At 67.7% G+C, this 25050-nt stretch carries 21 protein-coding genes; 12 read left to right on the top strand and 9 right to left on the bottom strand.

The window, feature by feature from the left end; genetic code table 11:
• Positions 1-149 precede the first annotated feature (149 nt).
• Positions 150-998: a class I SAM-dependent methyltransferase gene (locus CFB82_RS26980; protein WP_089485997.1), complete on the top strand. Its 849-nt coding sequence runs from the start codon at positions 150-152 to the stop codon at positions 996-998.
• Positions 999-1097: 99 nt separating this feature from the next.
• Here the strand turns inward: CFB82_RS26980 and CFB82_RS26975 are convergent, their stop codons facing one another.
• The 5 genes from CFB82_RS26975 to CFB82_RS26955 all read right to left on the bottom strand — a co-directional run bounded on the left by CFB82_RS26975 (position 1098) and on the right by CFB82_RS26955 (position 8818).
• Entirely contained in the window at positions 1098-1409 is a 312-nt protein-coding gene (locus CFB82_RS26975) for a hypothetical protein (RefSeq protein ID WP_069251354.1), read from the bottom strand.
• A 52-nt stretch (positions 1410-1461) separates the two neighbouring features.
• The gene (locus CFB82_RS26970) at positions 1462-3483 is read right to left on the bottom strand and encodes a BCCT family transporter (protein WP_089485996.1); all 2022 of its coding nucleotides are present in this window, start codon (positions 3481-3483) and stop codon (positions 1462-1464) included.
• A 316-nt stretch (positions 3484-3799) separates the two neighbouring features.
• The gene (locus tag CFB82_RS26965) at positions 3800-4987 is read right to left on the bottom strand and encodes a porin (RefSeq protein ID WP_089485995.1); all 1188 of its coding nucleotides are present in this window, start codon (positions 4985-4987) and stop codon (positions 3800-3802) included.
• A 111-nt stretch (positions 4988-5098) separates the two neighbouring features.
• The gene (locus tag CFB82_RS26960; RefSeq protein ID WP_089485994.1) at positions 5099-7519 is read right to left on the bottom strand and encodes a glycoside hydrolase family 31 protein; all 2421 of its coding nucleotides are present in this window, start codon (positions 7517-7519) and stop codon (positions 5099-5101) included.
• A 27-nt stretch (positions 7520-7546) separates the two neighbouring features.
• Positions 7547-8818, bottom strand: coding sequence for an MFS transporter (locus tag CFB82_RS26955; RefSeq protein WP_069251358.1), 1272 nt, complete (start codon positions 8816-8818; stop codon positions 7547-7549).
• Between the two features lie 471 nt (positions 8819-9289).
• On the opposite strand from CFB82_RS26955, the gene CFB82_RS26950 reads away from it, so the two are divergent.
• The 8 genes from CFB82_RS26950 to CFB82_RS26915 all read left to right on the top strand — a co-directional run bounded on the left by CFB82_RS26950 (position 9290) and on the right by CFB82_RS26915 (position 18634).
• Positions 9290-10234, top strand: coding sequence for a MurR/RpiR family transcriptional regulator (locus CFB82_RS26950; RefSeq protein ID WP_089485993.1), 945 nt, complete (start codon positions 9290-9292; stop codon positions 10232-10234).
• Positions 10231-11232, top strand: coding sequence for an isoaspartyl peptidase/L-asparaginase family protein (locus tag CFB82_RS26945; protein WP_089485992.1), 1002 nt, complete (start codon positions 10231-10233; stop codon positions 11230-11232). The genes CFB82_RS26950 and CFB82_RS26945 overlap by 4 nt, the downstream gene beginning before the upstream one ends.
• Before the next feature lie 29 nt (positions 11233-11261).
• Positions 11262-13169, top strand: a complete 1908-nt coding sequence (locus CFB82_RS26940) for a dipeptide ABC transporter ATP-binding protein (RefSeq protein WP_089485991.1) — start codon at positions 11262-11264, stop codon at positions 13167-13169.
• A 95-nt stretch (positions 13170-13264) separates the two neighbouring features.
• Entirely contained in the window at positions 13265-14827 is a 1563-nt protein-coding gene (gene gsiB / locus CFB82_RS26935) for a glutathione ABC transporter substrate-binding protein GsiB (protein ID WP_089447484.1), read from the top strand.
• 79 nt (positions 14828-14906) lie between these two features.
• The gene (gene gsiC / locus CFB82_RS26930) at positions 14907-15827 is read left to right on the top strand and encodes a glutathione ABC transporter permease GsiC (protein ID WP_089485990.1); all 921 of its coding nucleotides are present in this window, start codon (positions 14907-14909) and stop codon (positions 15825-15827) included.
• A gap of 7 nt (positions 15828-15834) precedes the next feature.
• A complete protein-coding gene (gene gsiD / locus CFB82_RS26925; RefSeq protein WP_089485989.1) occupies positions 15835-16728 on the top strand; it encodes a glutathione ABC transporter permease GsiD in 894 nt (297 codons plus the stop codon).
• The gene (locus CFB82_RS26920) at positions 16728-17810 is read left to right on the top strand and encodes a DmpA family aminopeptidase (protein ID WP_089485988.1); all 1083 of its coding nucleotides are present in this window, start codon (positions 16728-16730) and stop codon (positions 17808-17810) included. Before gsiD ends, CFB82_RS26920 begins: the two co-directional genes overlap by 1 nt.
• The gene (locus CFB82_RS26915; protein WP_089485987.1) at positions 17807-18634 is read left to right on the top strand and encodes a M55 family metallopeptidase; all 828 of its coding nucleotides are present in this window, start codon (positions 17807-17809) and stop codon (positions 18632-18634) included. The genes CFB82_RS26920 and CFB82_RS26915 overlap by 4 nt, the downstream gene beginning before the upstream one ends.
• Before the next feature lie 38 nt (positions 18635-18672).
• Here the strand turns inward: CFB82_RS26915 and CFB82_RS26910 are convergent, their stop codons facing one another.
• Positions 18673-19452, bottom strand: a complete 780-nt coding sequence (locus tag CFB82_RS26910; RefSeq protein WP_089485986.1) for an alpha/beta fold hydrolase — start codon at positions 19450-19452, stop codon at positions 18673-18675.
• 142 nt (positions 19453-19594) lie between these two features.
• On the opposite strand from CFB82_RS26910, the gene CFB82_RS26905 reads away from it, so the two are divergent.
• Positions 19595-20374: an AraC family transcriptional regulator gene (locus tag CFB82_RS26905; protein ID WP_046547608.1), complete on the top strand. Its 780-nt coding sequence runs from the start codon at positions 19595-19597 to the stop codon at positions 20372-20374.
• Between the two features lie 446 nt (positions 20375-20820).
• Here the strand turns inward: CFB82_RS26905 and pcaG are convergent, their stop codons facing one another.
• The 3 genes from pcaG to CFB82_RS26885 all read right to left on the bottom strand — a co-directional run bounded on the left by pcaG (position 20821) and on the right by CFB82_RS26885 (position 22983).
• Positions 20821-21414 (bottom strand): protocatechuate 3,4-dioxygenase subunit alpha, encoded by a 594-nt coding sequence (pcaG, locus tag CFB82_RS26900; protein WP_089485985.1) that lies wholly within the window; start codon positions 21412-21414, stop codon positions 20821-20823.
• A gap of 3 nt (positions 21415-21417) precedes the next feature.
• Complete coding sequence (pcaH, locus tag CFB82_RS26895; RefSeq protein WP_059783752.1) at positions 21418-22125, bottom strand: protocatechuate 3,4-dioxygenase subunit beta; 708 nt, start codon at positions 22123-22125, stop codon at positions 21418-21420.
• A 273-nt stretch (positions 22126-22398) separates the two neighbouring features.
• Entirely contained in the window at positions 22399-22983 is a 585-nt protein-coding gene (locus CFB82_RS26885) for a YiiX/YebB-like N1pC/P60 family cysteine hydrolase (protein WP_089485983.1), read from the bottom strand.
• A 120-nt stretch (positions 22984-23103) separates the two neighbouring features.
• Here CFB82_RS26885 and CFB82_RS26880 point away from each other — a divergent pair, with 120 nt between their 5' ends.
• Together CFB82_RS26880 and pcaQ are read left to right on the top strand one after the other, a co-directional pair.
• A complete protein-coding gene (locus tag CFB82_RS26880; RefSeq protein WP_069251369.1) occupies positions 23104-23841 on the top strand; it encodes a helix-turn-helix domain-containing protein in 738 nt (245 codons plus the stop codon).
• Between the two features lie 98 nt (positions 23842-23939).
• Positions 23940-24926 (top strand): pca operon transcription factor PcaQ, encoded by a 987-nt coding sequence (gene pcaQ / locus CFB82_RS26875; protein WP_089485982.1) that lies wholly within the window; start codon positions 23940-23942, stop codon positions 24924-24926.
• Positions 24927-25050 lie beyond the last annotated feature (124 nt).

Below are 25050 nucleotides of genomic sequence, written 5' to 3'. Positions count from 1 at the left end.
GTAAGAAATATGAAAAGACGGGGGCGCTTGCATACGGGCCGGGCATCGATATCGCGATGGCAGGTCGCGGCCGGAGGGCCTTGACTTCAAGCCGGCTTGAAGCAGCAAAGTGCGAGGCACGATGAAAGAACCAGAAGGGGGATTCGACGATGGAAACCAGCCAGCCCAATGACGAACAATCCGCGCTCTGGAACGGCCCGTCGGGGCGTGCCTGGGTCGACACGCAGGCGCCGATCGACCGGATGTTCGAGCCGCTGGAGAAGTTGCTCGTGGATGCGGCGGCCACGTCGTCCGCGCGCAGCGTGCTCGACGTCGGCTGCGGCACGGGCGCGGTCACGCTCGCGATCGCGCGGCGGCTAGGGGCTGACGCGCAATGCACGGGCATCGACATCTCGGCCCGGATGATCGACGCCGCGCAGGCGCGCGCCGAACGCAGCGGCATTCATGCCCGTTTCGTGCGCGCGGATGTGCAGACCCATGCGTTCGAGCCCGCGAGCGTCGACCTGATCGTGTCGCGCCTGGGTGTGATGTTCTTCGACGATCCGGTCAGGGCGTTCGCGAATCTGCGGCATGCGGCGCGGCCGAATGCGCAGATGCGGTTCATCGCATGGCGCAGCGCGGCCGACAATCCGTTCATGACGATTGCCGAGCGGGCCGCCGCGCCGTTGCTGCCGAACCTGCCCGCACGGCGGCCCGGCGCGCCGGGACAATTCGCGTTCGGCGACCGGCAGCGAATGGCGTCGGTGCTGTCGGACAGCGGCTGGGCGGACATCGCGATCGAGCCGGTCGATCCGGCGTGCGCGCTGCCTGCTTCCGCGCTGGACGACTACACTTCGCGGCTGGGCCCGGTCGGGCTGGCGTTGCTGGAGGTGGACGAGGCAACGCGGCGGCGCGTGGTCGACACGATGCGTGCGGCGTTCGCGCCTTACGTGGAGGGTGCCGATGTGCGCTTCGACGCGGCATGCTGGCTCGTGACGGCGCGGGCACCGTCCGCGTAACGCGTTGCGGTAGAGCGGTGGGTCAAGGAAGGGCCTGCCGGTTCGCCCCGCGCGTGGCCGTTCGCGCGGGACGAAGCCGCGCCGCGTAATGCACGCGCGTCAGTGTCGCCGCGCGCGCAGCATCAACCACGCGCAACCGCCGGCGACCAAGGCGAGACCCAGCAGGACGGCTTCGACGCCGAGTGCAAACCCGGGCGGCATGTCTCCGGTGTCCGGCATCGGCGACAGGTTGATGCCCATCGCGATGGCGCCGCCGACGAGCAGCGCCGCGCAGACGATCCAGTAGACCTTGCCGCGGGGCGCCGCGGCCCGGATTCGCCACAGCGCGATGCCGGCGCCGCCGAGGTAGAGCACGGCGAGCGTGCCGAGCGCGATGACGTCGGAGGCGCGGCTTTGCAGGAGTCCGGTCATGGTGCGGCTCCATCGTGGATGGCGAACCGCCCCGGCGTGGCAAGGGCGGCGTTCATTCGGCCTCCGTCGCATGCCCCGGCGCGCGGCTCAGCAGATGCGTACGCTTGTCGGCCGCGAGCGACACGTAGCGTTCGTACTGGCGCAGCACATCGGCAATCACTTCGTCGCCGCGCAGGTATTCGACGTCATAGCCGAGCCGCCCGTCCTCGAAGAACGTGACGATCCCGTACACGTGTGCCCGTTCCGCTTCCGGCTCGGCTGCCTCGCGCACCAGGAACGCGGCCGCGGATTTCACGGTCACGCGCACGCCGTACACGAAATCGCGGTGGTCGGCGGTCGGCACGGTGAGCCGGACGGCATCGTCGCTGTCGCGCTGCACGTTCGCATCGACGCCGCTCGCGCGCAGCTCGTCGGCGACCTTGCGCAACGCGGGCTCGACCGTCTCGGCGACGAACTGGCGCGCTTCGGCTTCGGTCGTCTGCCGCAGGATGTGCGTCAGGCGGTGGCGCCAGTGCTGGCCGGTCCAGAAGCTCGTTGCCGGCGCGACGTCCTGCGAATAGTGCACGCGGTCGGCCGCGAGCCCGCGCCACAGCCCGTAGCAGAGCGCGAGCATGATGATCGCGACCGGCAGCGCGGCGATCAGCGTCATCGCCTGCAACGCGCCGAGCCCGCCGGCGACGAGCAGCACCGCGGCCGTCACGCCGAGCAGCGCGGCCCAGAACAGCCGTTGCCACACGGGCGAGTGCGCGTTGCCGCGCGTCGCGATCTGGTCGAGCACGAACGCGCCCGAATCGGCGGACGTGACGAAGAACACCGCGATCAGCACGATCGCGACGATCGACAGTCCTTGCGATAGCGGCAGGAAGTCGAAGAAACGGAACAGCAGCGCGTCGACGTTGGTGGCCGTCTGCGCGAGCGCGCCGGCCGCGCCGTGCGTATCGAGCCAGATCGCGCTGTTGCCGAACACCGTCATCCATACGAGGTTGAACGCGGTCGGCACGAGCAGTACGCCGATCACGAACTGGCGGATCGTGCGGCCGCGCGAGATGCGCGCGATGAACATGCCGACGAACGGCGACCACGACACCCACCACGCCCAGTAGAGGATCGTCCAGCCGCCGAACCAGCCTTCCTCGCGCGGCGACGCGTACGCATAGGTGCGGAACGACAGGTCGACGAGATGCGACAGGTACTGGCCGATGTTGTCGCCGAGCGCGCGCAGCAGGAACGACGTCGGTCCCGCGACGACCACGAACGCGAGCAACAGGAACGCAAGCAGCAGGTTCAGCTCGGACAGCCGCCGCACGCCCTTGTCGAGGCCACTCGCGGCGGAAGCACCCGCGAGCAGCACGACCAGCACGACCAGCCCGATGCGGAACGCGTTGCCGCTGGTGTCCCAGCCCACGACCGTATGCAGGCCGGCGCTGATCTGCATCACGCCGTAGCCGAGCGTCGTCGCGATGCCGGCGACCGTGCCGACCAGTGCGAACGCGTCGACCGTGTGGCCGATCCAGCCGTTGATGCGCTCGCGCAGCACCGGATACAGCCCCGAGCGCAGCGTCAGCGGCAGGTTGTAGCGGAACCCGAAATACGCGAGCACGAGCCCCATCAGCCCGTAGATCGCCCACGCATGGAAGCCCCAGTGGAAGAACGTCATCAGCATCGCCTCGCGCGCGGCGGCGGGCGTGCCGGGGTCGACGGTCGGCGGCTTCAGGAAATGCTGCATCGGCTCACCGACGCCGAAGTACATGAGGCCGATGCCCATGCCGGCCGCGAACAGCATCGCCGTCCACGACACGAAGCTGAATTCGGGTTCGGCGTCGTCGGGGCCGAGCCGGATGTTGCCGAAGTCGCTGGCGGCGATCAGCACGAGAAACACGAGGAAGCCGGTGACGGCGAGCACGTAGAACCAGTCGAAGCGTGCGATGACCCATTGCTGGCCGGCGGAGAACAGCGCGCCGGCTTCGTTCGGGTGCAGCGCGCACACGACGAGCAGTGCGCCGATGACCGCGAGCGCGGGCAGGACGACCTGCGGCTTGAACGTCGTGCGGGGCGAGGGACGGGAATCTGGCATGACTGGCATCCAGTTGTGGGCGCAACGAGGCGCGACGCCGCCCGGCGCGTGTGTCGCGCGTCGGACCCTGATACGGCGTGCGTCGAGTGTACCGCGGTGTCAGGACTGCAAGAAGGGGCATGCAGAAAGGAAAACCTGACGAATTGTAAGGTGTCGGGGGGATCGAGAAAACCCGCGCGGTTCGCGCGGCGGGCGGACGAGCCGCTTAAAACGCCACGGCTGCCGTGTGCCAGGCGCCCGGACTGCACGCATGGAATGCGCGAAATGCGTGTCGCGCGGGGCAGGGGCAGCGCGCCGAAGGCGCTGCCGCGAGGGTTCAGAACGTGACGGCGATCCCGGCCATGCCGACGAACTGGCCGCGCGTCGTCGACGGTGTGAGTTGCTGCGAATCGCCGACGATCGGTGCCGCGTCGATCACGTGGCCGGCGCCTTGCGCACCGAGCGTCTGTCCGCTCGAATGCGTGTACGCCTGCAGCGCATAGAGCGTCGTGCGCTTCGACAGGCTGTACGACTCCTTCAGCGAAACCTGCTGGTAGCGGGCCGCACTGTTGATGCCGTTCGCCTTCGATGCGAGCGTGTACGCGAACGCGCCGGCCACCGAGAACACAGGCGTGAAGCGGTACGCGGCGAGCGCGCCGTAGGTGTTGAACACGACCGTGTCCGTGAACGCGGAGCCGTTGCCGGGCAGGTACTTCACGTTCGAGTAGTTGAGACCCATCGTCAGGTCGCCGAGCGTGTAGTTGCCGGCCGCCGCGACCTGCTCGACGGCCTTCGCGGTCAGATAGCCCTGGTTCAGCACGGATACCGCGAAGCTGCCCGACGCGGCGGTCGCCGGATTCAGGAAACCGGCCGACGAGCCCGAGCTGTTGATGCGCAGGTAGCCGGCCGCGATGCCGATCGGCCCGTTCGCATAACGCAGCGCGGCGCTGAACGTGTTGCCCTTGCCGGTCGCGCCGGCAATGCCGCCGAATGCATACATCGCGCTCGCGGTCAGCCCGGCGAAGGTCGGCGACGTATAGGTAACCGAATTGTTCACGCGGATCGTCGTGTCGAGGCCGTCGATGTCGCCCGGATGCGCGCCCGTCGCGCCGGTCAGCCAGCTGCTCGACGCGTACGGGCCGACGAACAGGAAGTACGGCGTGTACTGGCGGCCGGCCGTCATCGTGCCGTAGTGATCGTTGCGCAGGCCGACGAACGCCTGGCGATTGAAGATCAGGCCGGCAGCGGATTGCGCGCCGTTGTTCAGGTTGAAGCCGGACTGCAGGTCGAAGATCGCATGCGTGCCGCCGCCGATATCCTCGTCGCCGCGCAGCCCGAACTTCGACGCATACAGGTTGCCGTCGCGCATGTAGACGTTCGAGTGGCCCTGCTGGTTGTTCACGTACGCGAGCGAATCGTCGACGACGCCGTACAGCGTCACGCTGCTCTGCGCGTGCGCGGTGGTCGTGCCGAGCGATGCGGCCGAAAAAATGAGGATTGCATAGCGGTTGACGGGTGCTTTCATTGACGATCTCCAGATCTCTTCATCTTTTCAAGGTGAGCGGGAGGCTCGGTCGCCTCCTCTATGGCGGGCGGCGGGCCGCGTGAACGGCCCGTCTTGCGTGGGTGACGCGGTTCAGCTGTCGAATGCGACGACGAGGCGGCGCCATGCGCCATCCTGCGCATCCTGCTCGACGTGCGCGCCGCGTACGGCGACCGGGCCTTGCAGCGACGCGGGCAACAGGATCTCGACGCGGTCGGCCGGGCGTGCCGGACGGCCGTCCCAGCGCACCGATACGCCGAGCGTGCCCGACGCTTCGCGGCCGGTCTCGATGCGCCACAGCCCGTATTCGCCGTCGCGCCATGCTTCCGTCTCGCCATCGTCCTCGACGCATTCGCCGTAGGTGACGCCATCCTCGATGCGCGGCGCGACGAGGAAGCCGCGCGTGTCGGCACGCGCGCCGAAATGCTGTTCCGCGACGTTCAGCGGCAGCACGCGGCCCTCGCGCAGCAGCATCACCGGCGAGTCGAGCGGCGCGGGCAGCGTCACGCTCGCGCCGCCGTCGAACGCTTGCGCGCTCGTGCAGCACATCCAGCGCGCGCCCGACGGCAGGTAGACGGTGCGCGCCGTCAGGCCGGGGTCGACGACCGGCGCGACGAGCAGCGCGTCGCCGAGCATCATGTCGTCACATTCGTCGTAGCAGCGCGCATCGCCGGGGAAATCGGCGAAGGTCGGCCGCAGCACGGGCTCGTAGCGCGCGGTCGACAGCCACAGCAGGTGGTAGAGGTAGGGCAGCAGCCGGTAGCGCTGCTTGATCAGCGACGCGATCTGCGCGGTGATCTCGGGATACATCCACGGTTCGTTGACGGTGCCGTCGTCGTTCCACGAGTGGATGCTGAAGCGCGGCATGAAGATGCCGAACTGCACCCAGCGCAGCAGCAGTTCCGGCGACGGCGCGGGCCCGGAGAAGCCGCCGATGTCGTGGCCGATGTTCGACACGCCGGACAACGCGAGCCCGAGGCCCATCTTCAGGTTGTAGCGCAGCGTTTCCCACGACGTGTAGTTGTCGCCGGACCAGGTCTGCACATAGCGCTGCATGCCGGCGCCGCCTGAGCGCGAGACGAGGAACGGCCGCTGCGCCGGCGCATGCGCGCGCTGCGCGTCGCGCGACGCGCGCATCATCAGCATCGTCTGCAGCACCTTCGCTTCGCGCGCGGGATACGGCTGGCCGAAGCCGTGCGCGATCGCGTCGGGCGACCAGATCTCGTACTCGTTGTTGTCGTTCCAGGTCGACTCGATCCCGTATTCGAGCAGCGCCGACGTGACCTGCTCGCGCCACCAGCGGTACGCGTCGGGCTGCGTGAAGTCGAGATACGCGCCGACCTCGTCCCAGAACTGCACCCATGCCGGCTCGCCGGACGCCGAGCGGATCAGCAGCCCGCGCGTGGCCGCGTCTTCGAATGCGGGATGGTCGCGCAGCAGGCACGGCTTGATGTTCGCGCACAGGCGGATGCCGTGGTCGCGGTAATGCTTCACGAAGCCCTTCGCATCGGGAAACTTGTCGCGGTTCCAGTTGAACACGTAGCGCTTCGCGCCGATCGACGTATAGCCCGACGACAGGTGGAACGAATCGCACAGGATGTCGTGCGTGTCGCATTGCTCGACGAACTGGTTCATCTGCTGCTGCGCGTCCGGCGCATCGGTGTAGCTCATCGTCGAGCCCGAATAGCCGAGCCCCCATTTCGGCGTGCGCGCGGGGCGCCCGGTGAGCCACGTGAAGCGCCGCGCGGCCGCGAGCGGCGTGTCGGGCGACGCGATGAAGTAGTAGTCGAGATCGCCGTGCTCGGCGACGAAATAGCGGTACGGGCCGTGATAGTTGTCGAGCTCGCGGCCCATGTCGAACGCGCAGTCCGACAGCGTGTCGTAGAACAGCCCGAACCCCTCACAGGCAGCGGGCGACCATGTGATGGTGAACGGAATGTGCTTGTACAGCGGGTCGGTGTGCTTCGCGCTGTAGCCCATCGCGTCGATGTTGCGCATCTCGAAGCGCGCGCCGGTGCGGTCGAGCTCGCCCGCGCGTTCGCCGAGGCCGAATACCTTGTCGCCGCGCTCGCGGGCGACGTAGTGATACGCACGATCGTCCCACCAGCCGAAGTTGTACGCCTGCGTCGCACGGTCGGCGAGTGCGACGCGCCACGTGCCGTCCGCGCCGCGCATCGACCACGTGCAATGGCCGCCTTGCCGGCGGACCGCGACGCGAATCTGCGCGGTCTCGATGCACACGGCATCGTCGTCTTCGACGAGCGTATAGGGGGGCAGCGCGAAGCCGTCGAGATCGAGGCGGTCGCGCCCGTCGAGCGGCACGTCGTCGAGGCCCGGCGCGATCGACCACGTGCGCGGGTTGCGTGCCGTCGCATCGGGCAGCACACGCACCCGCACGATGTCGTCCTCGAGCACGAAGATCTCGACGGTTGCGCCCGCCTCGGACGCGAGCAGCACACGGTTCGCGTGCTGGCCGGCGACGCGGAACACGGGCGGATGAAGAAGCGAAGTCATGAGTGCGATTCCTGGTAAGGGCGAAGGTCAGGCGTGCCGGGCGAGCAGGCGTTCCTGCTTCGACTGCCCGCGGATCAGCACCGCGAGCAGCGTGACGCCGATGATGTCGAACAGGCCGAGGCACGCGAACAGCGGTGCATAGCCGATCTTGTCGGCGAGCGCGCCGACCAGCAGCGAGAAACCGAGGCCGCCGATCCACGCGGCCATCCCGGCGAAGCCGCTCGCGGTGCCGACTTCCTCGGGATCGAACACGTCGGCCGACAGCGTGTTGACGAGCGCGGAGATCATCTGGTGCGCGAAGCCGCCGACGCAGAACAGCGCGATGGCCGTGTACGGCGACGCGACGAGCCCGATCATCGCGGGCCCGAGCATCAGCACCGCGCCGAGCGCGATGCCCGCGACACGCGACCATACGAGCGGCAGCTCGAACCGCTTCGCGAGATACGGCGACAGGTAGCCGCCCGCGATGCCGCCGAGGTCGGCCGCGAGAAACGGCATCCACGCGAAGATCGCGATCTGCTTGAGTTCCATGTGGCGCTCGGTCGCGAGATACAGCGGAATCCAGAAGCTGAAGGTCTGCCACGCGGGTTCGGCGAAGAAGCGCGGCAGCGCGATGGCCCAGAAGCGCCGCGCGGTGACGACGTCGCGAATACGACGCTTCGACACGGGCGGCATCGTCGCCTGGCCGTCGCGGATCAGCGCGCGCTCCTGCGGCGTGATGCGCGGATGGTCGGCCGGCGACCGGTACTGCGCGTACCAGAGCGCGGCCCACACGAAGCCGAGCGCGCCGGTGGCCATGAACGCGGCCTGCCAGCCGAACCGCATCGACAGGAACACGACGAGCGGCGGTGCGATCGCGGCACCGAGCGACGTGCCCGCGTTGAAATAGCCGACCGCGACGGATTTCTCGCGATCGGGAAACCATTCGGCAACCGCCTTCATCCCCGATGGAATCGCGGCGGCTTCGAACAGCCCGAGAAAGCCGCGCAGGATGCCGAGCGACAGCCAGCCCGACGCGAAGCCGTGCGCGACGCCGACCACCGACCACAGCATCGCGAACAGCGCGAACCCGAGCCGCAGCCCGATCAGGTCGACGACGAAGCCGCACACGGGCTGCATGATCGTGTAACCGATCTGGAACGCGCCGACGATGTACGAATACTGCTGCGTCGAGATCGAAAAGACCTGCTTCAGCTCGGGGGCGAGCACCGCGAGGGAATTCCGTGCGAGGTAGTTGAGGATCGTGCCCAGACATACGAGCACGATGATCCACCAGCGCAACGCCTTGACTGTCTTCACTGCTGTCTCCTGTCGGGCAGGGCCGGCGTGTGGCGCCGGTCCGATCCATGACGACCATCCGTTCGGGATGGCCTGTTTCGCTTTATTTGTACGATGTCCGATCTTGATGGGCGCCATTTTTCCCGGATTTCATCGGAATCATGGTGTTCAAGCGAACATTTCGTCGTCGGTGAAGCTGCATGTTATCTGACGACTGATCATTTTCGAACATCCTATGTTCGAATTCGAATCCGGTCAACGTGAAATTGCATTCGAACGAACTTGCTCGGGGTTTTCCCGATGAGCGAGATCACGCGGCGTGCAGGGCGACGCACGGCGATCACGCGCTGAAGGCCCGTGCGGCGGGGCTGTGCGAGCGTCGGGTGATCGAAAGGCGCGGGGCGGAGCGTGACAACCCTGATGAAAATTTATTTCTTTTCGAGGCGGGAGTTGTGTAAATTCATTTTCATCATCCTTGCAACAACCCTTCGCATGACGCCTCTCGCTCCGCACGACGCCAGTTACGACGAACCCGCGATTGCCGAGCGGATCGCGTCGGCGATGCCGTTGATGACGCCGATCCACCGCCGCATGGGCGAATTCGTGCTCGCGAATCCGTTCCGCGCGGCGACGATGCGCATCGACGAACTCGCGCAGGCCGTGAACGCGTCGATCGCGACCGCGAACCGCTTCGCGAAGGCGCTCGGTTTCGACGGCTATCCGGCGATGCGCGCGGCGCTCGTGCGTGGCTTCGAGGCGACGCTCGGGCCGGTCGAGCGGCTGCGTTCCGCGCAGGAGCAGGAGCCCGGCGTGCGTGGTGCGGCGTGGATCGACGCGGTATTCGACCAGGCCGTCGCGAACATCGAGAACACGCGCGCGCAACTGGACGCAGCCGATGTCGAGGCCGCGGTCGAGGCGATCGTCGGCGCGCGGCGCGTGCTGATCCTCGGTGCGGGATCGAGCGCGTTTCTGACCGGACTGATGGAGCATGGGCTGTCCGTCTGCCATGACAACGTGCAGTCGCTCGCGTTGCTCGGCGGCCCGTCGCACGCGGCGCGGCGGCTTTATACGGCCGACTCGCGCGATCTCGTGATCGCGCTCGCGTTTCCGCGCTACGTGAAGGACACGATCGAACTGGCCCGGCGCGCGGCAGCGCGCGGTGCACGCGTACTGGGTATCTCCGACGGCCCGCAATCGCCGCTTGCGCCGATCGCGTCGCTGAACCTGTACGTCACGGCCGAGCGGCGCTTCGCGGCGACGTCGGAAGCGGCCGTGCTCGCGATGATCGAGGCGCTGATCGACGCGGTCGCGCTGCGCACGCACCGGTCCGCGAAATCCGCGGCCGAGATGACCGAATTCCTGCTGCCGTGGCTCGTCCAGCCGCAAGCGACGCTGCCGGCCGCCAACCCTTCTACTCACCGTCCGAAAAAAACATGACTTCACCCGCGATCGTTGCGATTCACGGCGGCGCAGGCACGATCCTGCGCGAGGCGATGGATTCCGACACCGAACGTCAGTACCGTGCCGAACTGACCGCCATCCTGACGGCCGCGCAGCAGGTGCTGGCCGATGGCGGCAGCGCGCTCGACGCCGTCACCGTCGCGGTGCGGATGCTCGAGGATTGCCCGCTGTTCAACGCCGGGCGCGGCGCCGTCTATACGGCCGAAGGCAAGCACGAGCTCGACGCGGCGGTGATGGACGGCGCGACGCTCGGCGCCGGCGCGATCTGCTGCGCGACGCGCGTGCGCAATCCGGTGCTGGCCGCACGGCGCGTGATGGAAGCGAGCGAGCACGTGTTGTTCGCCGGTGAGGGCGCCGATGCGTTCGCGGCCGCGCAGGGGCTCGAACTCGCGGAACCGGGCTACTTCGACACCGAGGCGCGTCGCGCCCAGTGGGTCAAGGCGCGCGCAGCGGCGGGCGTCATGCTCGACCACGACGCGGCGACGTTCACGTTCGGTGCATCACCGTCGCAGCAGCAGCGGGCCGAACCGCTCGATCCGGACCGCAAGCACGGCACGGTCGGCGCGGTCGCATGCGACCAGCACGGCCACATCGCGGCGGCGACGTCGACGGGCGGCATCACGAACAAGCAGCCGGGGCGTGTCGGCGATTCGCCGATCATCGGCGCGGGCTGCTACGCGGATGACGCAACGTGCGCGGTGTCGTCGACGGGCACCGGCGAGATGTTCATCCGGCTCGCGACCGCGCATGACGTCGCCGCGCAGATCGCGTATCGCGGCGCATCGCTCGCCGACGCCGCAAACGACGTCGTGATGAACAAGCTGCCGCGACTCGCGGGCCGCGGCGGGATCATCGCGGTCGATGCGCAGGGCAACGTCGCGATGCCGTTCAACACCGAAGGGATGTACCGCGGCTATGCGCGCGTCGGCGAAGCGCCGGTGGTCGGCATCTATCGCGACGACGACACGGCCTGATTCCGGACCGCACGAGGAGGAGACCCACGATGACTTCGAGCCGTAACCCGTCCGGCCTGGTGCTGCCCGAGCAGCGCGTGGTGGCCGTCGACGACCTGTCGGTCACGTTCCGCCGCGAAGGCGCGACGTTCGACGCGGTGCGCAACGTGTCGTTTCACGTCGACCGCGGCGAGACGCTCGCGATCGTCGGCGAATCGGGCTCGGGCAAGTCGGTCACGTCGCTCGCGCTGATGCGGCTCGTCGAGCACGGCGGCGGTGCGATCACGAACGGCCGGATCGCGTTCCGCCGGCGCGGCGGCGCGATTGTCGATCTTGCGCAGGCCAGCGGCGCGACGATGCGCGGCATTCGCGGCGCGGATATCGCGATGATCTTCCAGGAGCCGATGACGTCGCTGAACCCGGTGTTCACCGTCGGCGACCAGATCAGCGAGGCGATCGCGCTGCATCAGTCGAAAAGCACGTCGGAAGCGCGCGCGGAAACGCTGCGGCTGCTCGAACTCGTGCGCATCCCGGAGGCGCGCCGCGTGTTCGCGCGCTATCCGCACCAGTTGTCGGGCGGGATGCGGCAGCGGGTGATGATCGCGATGGCGCTGTCGTGCCGGCCGTCGCTGCTGATCGCGGACGAGCCGACGACCGCGCTCGACGTGACGATCCAGGCGCAGATCCTGCAACTGGTGCGCGGGCTGCAGGACGAAATGAACATGGGCGTGATCTTCATCACGCACGACATGGGCGTGGTGGCCGAAGTGGCCGACCGCGTGCTCGTGATGTATCGCGGCGAGAAGGTCGAGGAGGGCGAATCGGATCGCATCTTCGCGGCGCCTGAGCATCGCTACACGCGCGCGTTGCTCGCGGCCGTGCCGAAACTCGGCTCGATGCAGGGCACCGATGCGCCCGAGAAATTCCCGCTGCTGAAGGTTGACGGCGCAAACGCGGCCGCACCGGCGGCGTCGCCCGCACCCGCGGCGAACGACGCTGCGCAGCGGCCCGTCGATCCGTCCGCGTCGCCGATCCTGCGCGTGCGCGATCTCGTGACGCGCTTCCCGGTGAAGAGCGGCGTGTTCGGCCGCGTGTCGCAATACGTGCATGCGGTGGAACGGGTGAGCTTCGAACTGCGCGCGGGCGAGACGCTCGCGCTGGTCGGCGAATCGGGCTGCGGCAAGTCGACCACCGGCCGCTCGCTGCTGCGCCTCGTCGAATCGCAGAGCGGCTCGATCGAGTTCGACGGCCGCGACATCAGTGCGCTGAAGGGCCCGGACCTGCAGGCGCTGCGCCGGAACATCCAGTTCATCTTCCAGGATCCGTTCGCGTCGCTGAACCCGCGCCTGACCGTCGGCTTCTCGATCATGGAGCCGTTGCTCGTGCACGGCGTCGCGAGCGGCCGCGAAGCGCAGGCGCGCGTCGACTGGCTGCTCGACAAGGTCGGCCTGCCGCCCGAGGCCGCGCGCCGCTATCCGCATGAATTCTCGGGCGGCCAGCGCCAGCGGATCGCGATCGCGCGCGCGCTCGCGCTGAACCCGAAGGTCGTGATCGCCGACGAATCGGTGTCGGCGCTCGACGTGTCAGTGCAGGCGCAGATCGTCAACCTGATGCTCGACCTGCAGCGCGAGCTCGGCGTCGCGTACCTGTTCATCTCGCACGACATGGCGGTGGTCGAGCGCATCAGCCATCGTGTCGCGGTGATGTATCTCGGCCAGATCGTCGAGATCGGCCCGCGCCGCGCGGTGTTCGAGGCGCCGCAGCACCCGTACACGAAGAAGCTGATGAGCGCGGTACCGGTGGCCGATCCGGCACGCAGGCATGCGCCGCGCCAGCTGGCGGCGGACGAAATCCCGAGCCCGATCCGCGCGGTCGGCGACGAGCCCGCCGTCGCGCCGCTCGTCGCGGTCGGCCCCGATCATTACGTCGCGACGCATCGCGTCGGCGGCGCTTACTGAAGAAATGCGTCGCCACGGCGATGCGCGAGCGTGCAGGAAGTCGAAACCGAAACGCCCGTGAGGCGTCACCGATTCACCGATAGGAGCCCAGCAAAATGACCAAGCAGCATCCGTTCCCGATGTTTCGTCCGCGCGCGTGTTTCGTCGCGCTTGCCGGCGCGTTCGCGCTGTCGGCCGCGGTGCCCGCGTTCGCGCAGCAGACCGCGGTGATGGCGGTGGATTCGACGTTCACGACGATGGACCCGTACGACGCGAACGATACGGTGTCGCAGGCCGTCGTCAAGTCGTTCTACCAGGGGCTGTTCGGCTTCGACAAGGACATGAAGCTCGTCAACGTGCTGGCAACGAGCTACGACGCGAGCCCCGATGCGAAGACGTACACGATCAAGCTGCGCCAGGGCGTGAAGTTCCATGACGGTACCGATTTCAACGCGGCGGCCGTGAAGGCGAACTTCGACCGCGTGACCGATCCCGCGAACCACCTGAAGCGCTACAACATGTTCCGCGTGATCGAGAAGACCGAAGTGGTCGATCCGTACACGGTGAAGATCACGCTGCGCGAGCCGTTCTCGGCGCTGATCAACACGCTCGCGCACCCGTCGGCCGTGATGATCTCGCCGGCCGCGCTGAAGAAGTGGGGCCGCGACATCGCGCTGCATCCGGTCGGCACCGGCCCGTTCGAGTTCGTCGAATGGAAGCAGACCGACGACCTGAAGGTGAAGAAGTTCGCCGGCTACTGGAAGAAGGGCTATCCGAAGATCGACGCGATCGACTGGAAGCCGGTGGTCGACAACAACACGCGTGCGGCGCTGATCAAGACCGGCGAAGCCGATTTCGCGTTCCGCATCCCGTTCGAGCAGGCGGTCGACCTGAAGGGCAACCCGAAGGTCGACATCGTGGAGCGGCCGTCGATCGTGCAGCGCTACGTGTCGCTGAACATGCTGCAGAAGCCGTTCGACAACCCGAAGGTGCGCCAGGCGCTGAACTACGCGGTGAACAAGGAAGCGCTCGCGAAGGTCGCGTTCTCCGGCTTCGCGACGCCGTCCACCGGCGTGGTGCCGCAGGGTGTCGAATACGCGACGAAGCTGGGCCCGTGGCCGTACGACCCGGCGAAGGCACGCGCGCTGCTGAAGGAGGCCGGCTATCCGAACGGCTTCGAGACGACGCTGTGGTCCGCGTATAACAACTCGACGTCGCAGAAGGCGATCCAGTTCGTGCAGCAGCAGCTCGCGCAGGTCGGCGTGAAGGTGCAGGTGCAGGCGCTGGAGGCCGGCGAGCGCGTCGCAAAGGTCGAGAGCGCGCCGGATCCGGCGAAGGCGCCGGTGCGGATGTACTACATCGGCTGGTCGTCGTCGACCGGCGAAGCGAACTGGGCGATCACGCCGCTGCTCGCCGGTGCGTCGGCGCCGCCGAAGCTCGTCAACACCGCGTACTACAAGAACGACACGGTCGACGGCGATCTGACGAAGGCGCTCGAGACGGTCGATCGCGCGAAGAAGACCGACCTCTACGCCGATGCGCAGAAGCAGATCTGGACCGATGCACCGTGGATCTTCCTCGTGCAGGAGAAGATCGTGTATGCGCGCAGCAAGCGGTTGCAGGGCGCGTACGTGATGCCGGACGGTTCGTTCAACTTCGACGAAATCTCGCTGAAATGACAGTGGTGATGACGGCGGTTCGTCCGCCATGCGGTGCCGGCGGCGCAAGCCGCCGGCACGCTGATTCGATCGGTGCCCCATGCTGAATTTTCTCGTCAAACGCCTGTTCGGCCTGTTGCCCACGCTCGCGATCGTCGCGGTGCTGGTGTTCCTGTTCGTCCACCTGCTGCCGGGCGACCCGGCGCGGCTCGCGGCCGGCCCCGAAGCCGACGACGCGACGATCGCGCTCGTGCGTTCCGATCTCGGGCTCGACCGGCCGCTGCCCGCGCAGTTCGTGAACTTCTTCACGAAGATCGCGCACGGCGATTTCGGCATGTCGACGCGCAGCAAGCGGCCGGTCTCGACCGAGATCGGCGAACGTTTCATGCCGACGCTGATGCTGACGCTCGTCAGCATGGTATGGGCGACGGCCTTCGGGATGGCGATCGGCATTGCGTCGGCGGTGTGGCGCAACCGTTGGCCCGACCGCCTCGGCATGACGCTCGCGGTGTCGGGCATCTCGTTTCCCGCGTTCGCGCTCGGCATGCTGCTGATGGAAGTCTTCTCGGTGAAGCTCGGCTGGCTGCCGGTCGTGCCGGACGGCTCGTGGAAGAGCTACGTGCTGCCGTCGCTGACGCTCGGCGCCGCGGTCGCGGCCGTGATGGCGCGCTTCACGCGCGCGTCGTTCGTCGAGGTGCTGAACGAGGATTTCGTCCGCACCGCGCGTGCGAAAGGCGTGCACGAGCCGATGGTGGTGCTCAAGCACTGCCTGCGCAACGCGATGATCCCGGTCGTCACGATGATGGGGCTGCAGTTCGGCTTCCTGCTCGGCGGCTCGATCGTCGTCGAGGTCGTGTTCAACTGGCCGGGGCTCGGCCGCCTGCTCGTCGACGCGGTGACGATGCGCGACTACCCGGTGATCCAGGCGATCGTGTTGCTGTTTTCGCTCGAGTTCATCCTGATCAACCTGACCGTCGACGTGCTGTATGCGGTCATCAACCCGACCATCCGGTTCAAGTGAGGCCCGCATGAACGCGACAGTCCAGCCCGCGGCGCCGGCCGCATCGACCGCGATCCGCACCCCGTGGCGCGAATTCTGGCGCAAGTTCCGCAAGCAGACCGTCGCGCTCGCCGCGGGCGGCTTCGTGCTGGCGCTCGTCGTGCTGGCGTTCGTCGGCCCGCACATCGTGCCGTTCGATCCGGAGAACTATTTCGACTACGACGCGCTGAACGCGGGGCCGTCGGCCGTGCACTGGTTCGGCGTCGATTCGCTCGGCCGCGACATCTTCAGCCGGATCATCACGGGTACGCGCATCTCGCTCGCGGCCGGCTTCTTCTCGGTCGCGCTCGGCGCGGTGGTCGGCACGTTCTTCGGGCTGCTCGCCGGCTACTACGAAGGCTGGTGGGATCGCATCACGATGCGTATCGCCGACGTGCTGTTCGCGTTCCCGGGCATCCTGCTCGCGATCGGCGTGGTCGCGATCCTCGGCAACGGGATGGTCAACGTGATCTGCGCGGTCGCGATCTTCAGCATCCCGGCGTTCGCGCGGCTCGTGCGCGGCAACACGCTGATGCTCAAGCACATGACCTACGTGGAAGCCGCGCGCAGCATCGGCGCGTCGGACTGGACGATCATCATGCGGCACATCCTGCCGGGCACCGTGTCGTCGGTCGTCGTCTACTTCACGATGCGGATCGGCACGTCGATCATCACGGCCGCCAGCCTGTCGTTCCTCGGGCTCGGCGCGCAGCCGCCGACGCCGGAGTGGGGCGCAATGCTCAACGAGGCGCGCGCGGACATGGTGACGGCGCCGCACATCGCGATCTTCCCGAGCCTGGCGATCTTCCTGACCGTGCTCGCGTTCAACCTGCTCGGCGACGGGCTGCGCGACGCGCTCGATCCGAAGCTGGAGCGCCGCTGATGGGCGTCGCACCGATGTGGACGGCGACGCTGCCGGCCGGGCCGCGCGGCACGATCGCCGACGTGCCGGGCGTGACGGTCGGCCATTGCACGCTCGATGCCGGCAGCGTGCAGACGGGCGTGACCGTCGTGACGCCGCATCCGGGCGACCTGTACCGCAGCAAGGTACCGGCGGGGGCGGCGGTGATCAACGGCTTCGGCAAGAGTGTCGGGCTCGTGCAGGTCGACGAACTCGGCACGCTCGAGACGCCGATCGCGCTGACCAATACGTTCGGCGTCGGCGCGGTCGCGCAGGCGCAGATTCGCGCGGCGATCGCGGCGAATCCGCAGATCGGCCGCGACTGGTCGACCGTCAACCCGCTCGTGTTCGAGTGCAACGACGGCTATCTGAACGACATCCAGGCGTTCGCGGTCACGGCCGCGCATTACGACGACGCGTGCCGCGCGGCATCGCGTGACGTCGCACGCGGCGCGGTGGGTGCCGGGCGCGGGATGGCGAGCTTCGACCTGAAGGGCGGGATCGGTTCGGCATCGCGCGTCGCCGTCGCGGCCGGTCGGCCCTATACGGTCGGCGCGCTCGTGCTCGCGAATTTCGGCCGGCTGCCGATGCTGACGCTCGGCGGTGTGCCGCTCGGGCGCATCGTCGCGCAACGGCGTGCGGCCGGGGCCGCGCATGTGGCGCCGCCCGAGCAAGGATCGATCATCCTGTTGCTGGCTACCGACGCGCCGCTCGATGCGCGGCAACTGTCGCGGCTCGCGCGCCGCGCCGGGGCGGGGCTGGCCCGCACGGGCTCGGTCTACGGGCACGGCAGCGGCGACATCGCGCTTGCATTCTCCACCGCCTACACGATCGCGCACGACGCATCGACCGTCGCGCTGCCGGCCCTCGTTGCCGATGCGGCGCTCGATCCGCTGTTCATGGCCGCGGCCGAAAGCGTCGAGCATGCGATCGCCGACGCGCTGCTGCAGGCCGTGACGGTGGTTGGGCGCGACGGCCACGTGCGGCAATCGCTGCGCGACGCGGTGCCCGATCTCGATCGCCTGTTCAACGAAGGCCACGAAGGACGTCTTACCCAGTCATGAAGATCCTGATTTCGACCGACATCGAAGGTGTCGCCGGCGTATTCGCCACCGAGCAGACGCGCGCCGGCAATCCGGAATACGAGCGCGCGCGCCGCTGGATGACCGCCGAGGCGAACGCGGCGATCGAAGGCGCGTTCATGGGCGGCGCGCAGGCGGTGTGGGTCAACGATTCGCACGGCGGTTTCCGCAACCTGCTGCCCGACGGGCTCGATGCGCGTGCGCGCGTCGTGCTCGGCAAGCCGCGCACGCTCGGATTGATGACGGGCCTCGAACAGCAGCCCGATCTCGTGTTCATGATCGGCTATCACGCGAAATCGCAAACGCGCGGCGTACTCGCTCACACGATCAACAGCTTTGCGTTCACGCAGGTATGGCTGAACGGTGTCGAGCTCGGCGAAGCCGGGCTGTACGGTGCGCTGGCACGCGAATACGGCGCGCATGTCGCGCTGGCCACGGGCGACGACGTGTTCGCGGCGGAAACGCAGCCGCTGTTTCCGGATGCGCATTTCGAGACGGTCAAGACGGCCGGCGGCGCATCGAGCGGCGATACGCTCACGCCCGCCGCGTCATGTGCGCGGATCGCAGCGGCGGCGCGCGAAGCGGTTGCGCACGCACTGTCGGCAGGCGTGCGCGCCGGCGCCCATCGGCCCGCGCCGGCCGCGTGCACGCTGCGCGTGCAGACGGCGGCGCTGGCCGACCTGTTCTGCGTGCTGCCGTCGCTGGAGCGCGTCGATGCGGTGACGCTGCGCTTCGACGGGCCCTCGGTCGAGCATGTGGTGCGCACGCTGAACAGCTTGTCGGCGATGTCGTTCATGCTGCGGTGATGCGCGTGACCGCCATGCCGCTTGCACGTCGCGCGTCGTCAGGGATTGCCGACCGGGTTCGCCGTCACGGCGAGCAGGAACGCTTCCATCGCCGCGACCAGCGCGAGCGGTGTCTCGTTCATCGGGTAGTGGCCCGCATTGCGCAGCACGTCGACGGTGGCGAGCGGATAACGCCGCAGGTAGGTGCGGGCCATCAGTGCCGCGTCGAACGCCGGATCGTGCTCGCCGATCAGCACTTTCACCGGATGGACGCCGGCGATCTCGTCGCCGAAATCCGTATCGGCCCACGCGCGGAAGTACGCGCCGAACGCAGGCGACGAAGAACGGGCTGCCGAATACGCCGCTTTCCACTCGATCCAGGCGGCGGGCAGCCGGCCGCCGGTGCTGCGATCGATGATGGTCCGGCGATCGGCGACGTGGTCGGCGGCACGTTCGAATAGCGCACGCTTCTCCGCGTCGAACGGCAGGCCGCCGCAAGGCACGGGCGTGATCGGTACCAGCGCGCGCACGCGTTCGGGCGCCATGACGGCGACTTTCTCGGCCGCCATCGCACCCATCGAATGGCCGACGATGCTGAAGGTCGCGAAATCGAGCGTGTCGGCCAGCGCGAGCGCGTCGGCGGCGATCTCGTCGATCGTGTAGTGGCCCGCTGCGTCGCGCATGCGGCCGTAACCTCGGTAGTCCATGAATACATAGCTGAAGTGTTCACGCGACAGCCACGCTTCGACGGGTTCGAACGCATGGGCGTCGCCGAACCAGCCGGGCAGTACAAGAACAAGGTGGGGGCCGTCCCCCACGCGATGAAACGTATTCGGCATGTCCGCTCCGATGCAGTGGTAATCCGGCCGATCAGGCCGACGGGTCTTGCGGCCGTCAGGTCGCGCAAGGGTGGAGCGGATCGTAGATCGCGCGAAGGAGACCCGCCTTCGATATCGGGTCATTGATGATGGAATTCGGGCCGTGAGAAATACGCTGCTAGATCCCTACGAAAACATTCCGCGAAGCGTGGTCGTGACCGCGAACGACTATGCGGCGGGCACGACGTTTCCGGAACACGCGCACGGGCGCGGGCAATTCGCGTTCGCGTCGCGCGGCACGATCAGCGTGTCGACGCCGCACGGGCGCTGGCTGGTGCCGCCGCAGCGCGCGTGCTGGGTGCCGGCCGGCGTGCGGCACGAAATGACGATGACCGGGCCGGTCACGATGCTCAACACGTTCGTGTCCGGCGACGCGGCGCAGGAGGCGGGGCTGCCCGAGCAGTGCGGTGTGTATGGCGTATCGGCGCTGCTGCGGCAACTGATCGACGATGCGATCGACCTGCCGGCCCTGTACGACGTCGACGGGCGCGCGGGCAAGCTGATGGCGCTGCTGGTCGCGGAAATCGCGACGATGCCGCGCCTGTCCCTGCATGCGCCGCTCCCGGCCGACGCACGGCTCGCGAAGGTGTGCCGGCATCTGCTCGCATCGCCATCGATCGCGGCCGATCTCGATCAGGTGGCCGCGGACGCGGGCTTGAGCCGCCGCACGTTCACGCGGCAGTTCCGTGCGCAGACGGGCGTGAGTTTTGCCGTATGGCGCCAGCAGGTGTGCATGCTCGCGGCGATCGCGCGCCTGAGCGACGGGCAGCCGGTGACGCGGGTCGCGCTCGATCTCGGATATGCGAGCGCAAGCGCGTTCACGTCGGCATTCCGCCGCATTCTGGGCGATACACCGAGCCGGTATCTGGAGATTCGGCGCTGACCGGAAGGAATCGGCGCACGCCGGCAACCGCGCAAAAAATACGCGCCTGCCAACTTCGGTCAGACGCGTTTCAAGGCACTCGGTCAGAAAAAATGCGCGCACAGCCTGCCGGGCGGTGTCGCGCATTACATGCGTAATTGTTGCATTTTGCGATTCAATCTCGTTGACTCGTTGCGGATAACGAAGAATACGCCGCATAACGCGCAAACGATATCCTGCCGGACTGACGACTTGTGTGCGGTCGCAGCATGCGTTTCAATCGCAAGTTCGATACCGGGGCTGAAGGCCCGTCACAAGGCCATCGATACCCGCGACGTGACATGCTGCAATGCAGCATAGAATGATCGCGACGAGGGATAAAAAACGCCGCGTGGCGCGATGCCTGTTGGTATCGCGCCACGCGGCGGTGCGGTAGCGAGCGAAGCCGGCGTGCGCCGGCCCGCGCGTCACACGTCGAAGAACACGGTTTCGTCCGGCCCCTGCATGCGGATGTCGAAACGGTAGACGACCGGGCGGCCCGGCTGCGCGTCGCGTTTTGCGACGAGCGTCGCGCGGCGTTCGGCCGGCACGGCGTTCAGCACGGGGTCGGCCGCATTCGCGGCCGCTTCGTCGTCGAAGTACACGCGCGTGAACGCGTGGGTGAGAATCCCGCGCATCATCACGGTCACGTTGATGTGCGGCGCTTCGCCGGCGGCGATGCGGCCCGGCTTCACCGTCTCGACGACGAAGCGCTGCTGCGCATCGGTGCCGGTGCCGACCCGCGCGAAGCCCGTGAAGCCGGATTTCGCGATGTCGTCGCGCGACGCGGGGTAGCGGCCCGCGCTGTCCACCTGCGTGAATTCGAGCACCGCGTCGCCGACGACGTTGCCGTCACCGTCGAACACCTGGCCGACCAGCAGCACGTGCTCGCCTTCGGCGTGTGCCGCGGCGATCGTCGGCGTGAACAGGCTCTTCAGGTCGTAGTCGTATTGCTGCGGGCACAGGCCGTACGCGAAGTACGGGCCGACCGTCTGCGAAGGGGTTTGCTTCAGCGTCGTCATGGTTCAGCGCTCCATCGGGGTAGCGTCGCGGCCGCGCAGCACGATGTCGAATTCGTAGCCGAGCGCATAGCCTTCTTCGGTGATATCCATCGAGAAGCGCGAGATCAGGCGATCGCGCGCGGCCTCGGGCGTGCCCTGGAAGATCGGGTCGTATGCGAGCAGCGGGTCGCCGGGGAAGTACATCTGCGTGACGAGACGCGAGCCGAAGTAATCGCCGAACAGCGAGAAGTGGATGTGATTCGGGCGCCACGCGTTCGGATGGTTGCCCCACGGGTATGCGCCGGGCTTGATCGTCAGGAAGCGGTAGCGGCCTTCGTCGTCGGTCAGGCAGCGGCCGGCGCCGAGGAAGTTCGGGTCGAGCGGCGCGTCGTGCTGGTCGACCTTGTGCACGTAGCGGCCGGCTGCGTTCGCCTGCCACACCTCGACGAGCGTGTTGCGCACGGGCTTGCCGCCTTCGTCGAGCACGCGGCCCGTGACGACTATGCGTTCGCCGAGCGGCTCGCCGTTCTTCACGGCGTTCTTCGTCAGGTCATGGTCGAGCGCGCCGAGATCTTCGGCGCCGTAGACGGGCGCGTACTGGTCGCGGAGCTTCTCCTTCAGCGGGATCAGCGGGCGCGTCGGGCCGCGCTTCACGGACGAACGGTACTCGGGGTGGACATAGGCCGGATGCGACGGCCAGTCGCGCGGCGTGAGGATCGTGGGGGAATCCATCGGGCGTCTCCTGATAGGTATTTCGCGAAGTGGATGGCACGACTGTAGCCAATCCGGAAAGTTATGCAAAATGACCTTTTTTCGCGAATCGCATAACCGTTCGTTATGTTCGATGCGCCAATGAAAATTCCGCCGGACAGGATGCCTGTCCGGCGGAAAAAGCGATCGGGCTTCGCGTCGTCGGTGACGACCCCGTGCACGGCCCTCCAGCCAGCCCGTCGCCGCTTTTTTGTGTTGTCGTTCTTGTTGTTATCCGGTCTCCCTGAGCGCCTGTTATGACTGGCGGCGGGGATCGAACACGATCCCGTCGAATTCGAGTGACAGCGTGCCGCTGCGCAGCAGTGCGGCCGGCGTCGCATCCCGGTCGGCACCGAGCACGTCGCTCACGTAGCTCGCGCAGAACCCGCGCCGCGTCCGCAGGTTGAAGCGGTTGCCGAGCAGTGCGTCGATCCGTTGTTCGGCGGATGCGTGCACCTGGCGCTGCGCATCGGCGGTCGGCGCCGCGACGCGGCGGGCCAGCGCGATGCGTCCGCCGTCGGTCCGGGCGACGAAGCGCGACAGCGGCGTGAGCTTCGTCCACGCAAACGCGGATTCGGCGATCACGGGCTCGTCGCCCGACGTGTCGACGACGATGCCGAAGCGATTGGCCCACGCACCCGTCGAGCCCGTCGAGCCCGTCGCGCCTGCCGCGTCGCGCGGCGCATTCGCCGGCACGCGGATGAACACGAGATCCCCGACATGCGCGCTGGCGGCCAGCGTGCGGACCGTGGCGAGCGGCATCGTGCGATCGGTGTCGCGGGCATCGCGCGGGGCGGTGTGATGCGATTCGTAGGCAGCGGTTTCGGTTCGGGTGGTCATGTCGGCTCCGTCGTTCAGTGACAGCACGGAGCGGATTATGCAGACAAGTATCCGAATGTGTTCTTCTGCGTGCGCAGGTAGCCTAATATCTGACCTTGAGCATCACTTTTCGATACCAAAATGACCGAAACCGCCCAACTCATCGATATGCTGAAGCGCCAGCTGAAGGCGCAGGGCATGACTTACCGCGACGTCGCGCGTGCGCTCGACGTTTCCGAGACCAGCGTGAAGCGGCTGTTCGCCAGCGGCCGCTTCACGCTGGAGCGCGTCGTGGAGATCGCTCAGCTGCTCGGCTATACGCTGGCCGAGCTCGTGCAGGAGGCGTCCGCGTCGGCGCCGAGGCTGCACGTGCTGACCGAGCAGCAGGAGGCGCTGCTCGTGTCCGACGACAAGCTGCTGCTCGTCGCCGTCTGCGCGATCAACTACTGGACCGTGCAGGACATCGTGTCGGCCTATCAGGTGACGAAGGCCGAGTGCGTGAAATACCTGCTGATGCTCGACCGGATGAACGTCGTCGCGCTGTTGCCGGGCGACCGGATTCGCGTGCGCGTCGCGCGCGATTTCGACTGGCTGCCCGGCGGGCCGATCCGCCGTTATTTCCATGCACACGCGCTCGGCGATTTCCTCGACAGCCGCTTCGACGGGGAAGGCGAGACGATGACGTTCTCGCAGGGGATGCTGACGGAGGCTGCCTCCGCCGAGCTCGAACTGGAATTGCGCCGGCTGCGCAGCAAGGCAGCCGCGCTGCACGCGGAATCGTCGTCCGCACCGCTCGCGCAGAAACACGGCACCAGCCTGCTGATCGCGAAGCGGATGTGGGAGCCGGCCGGTTTCCAGGCACTGCGGCGCAACGCGTGACGCGCGACGCGCGACGCGTGACGCATCGTCGAGCGCTTGGGGTTATCCGGAAAGTTATGCAAAATGGCATTTCATCGTCAATTGCATAACCACTCGTTATGAATAACCGTATCGCCGACGGCCGCGTCAAGTTCCGGCATCTGCAGTGCTTTCTCGCGGTCGCCCAGCTGGGCGGCGTGCAGAAGGCGGCCGAAAGCCTGTCGATCACGCAGCCGGCCGTTTCGAAGACGATCGCCGAGCTGGAGGCGATCCTCGGCGTGAAGCTGTTCGAGCGCGGCCGGCAGGGCGCGCAGCCGACCCGCGAGGCGCAACTGTTCATGCCGCACGCGAACGCGTGCGTGCTGGCGCTGCGGCAAGGTGTCGGGCTGCTTGCGCGCGAAGGCGGGGCCGCCGCGGCGACGCTGGAAATCGGCATGCTGCCGACCGTCGCGGCATCGCTCGCGCCCGCGTTGATGAAGGCGCTCGCCGAGCGCTGGCCGCGCGTCGTCGTGCGGATCGCGACGGCCGCGAACGCCGATCTGCTCGAGCGCCTGAAGTCCGGCGCGATCGAGTGCGCGATCGGGCGGCTGTCGGAGCCGGAGCGGATGATCGGGCTCGCGTTCGAGCAGTTGTACAACGAGCCGCTCGTCGCCGTCGTGCGCGCCGGGCATCCGCTGCTTTCGAATGCGGCGCCGGCGGCCGAGCTTGCGCGCTATCCGGTCGTGCTGCCGCCATTCGGCACGCTGATCCGCCAGTCGGCCGAGCAACTGCTCGGCGCTTGCGGCGTGCCGCCGCTGGATTCGTTCATCGAGGTGTTGTCGGTGTCGGTCGCACGTGCGCTGGCGCTCGAGAACGACGCGGTCTGGTTCGTGCCGCTCTATGCGGCCGAATATGACCTGTCGGCCGGGGCGCTGGCACGCCTGCCGCTGCCGTCGGCAGGCACCGACGAGCCGGTCGGGCTGGTGCTGCGCACCGATGCGCAGCCGTCGCCGGTCGCGCGGACGCTGATCGACGCCGTGCGCGACATCGCGCGGTCGCGGTTCGGCGAGATGCGTGAACGCGGGACGTCACGCGCGGCGCGCAAGCCGGCTCGTCGCGACGATTGAGCCGCCGGGCCGCGCGGCAAGCGCGACCGCCTCCCGTTCCCGGCTACCGGACTGGCCATCCGGTCAGTAGCCGGCCTCGTGGTGCTTGGCATATCGTATCGATTTTGGTACGATTGGTGTCAAG

Source organism: Burkholderia sp. HI2714 (genome assembly GCF_002223085.1).
Lineage (GTDB): Bacteria > Pseudomonadota > Gammaproteobacteria > Burkholderiales > Burkholderiaceae > Burkholderia > Burkholderia lata_D.
This window is presented reverse-complemented; position numbering and strand designations above follow the sequence as displayed.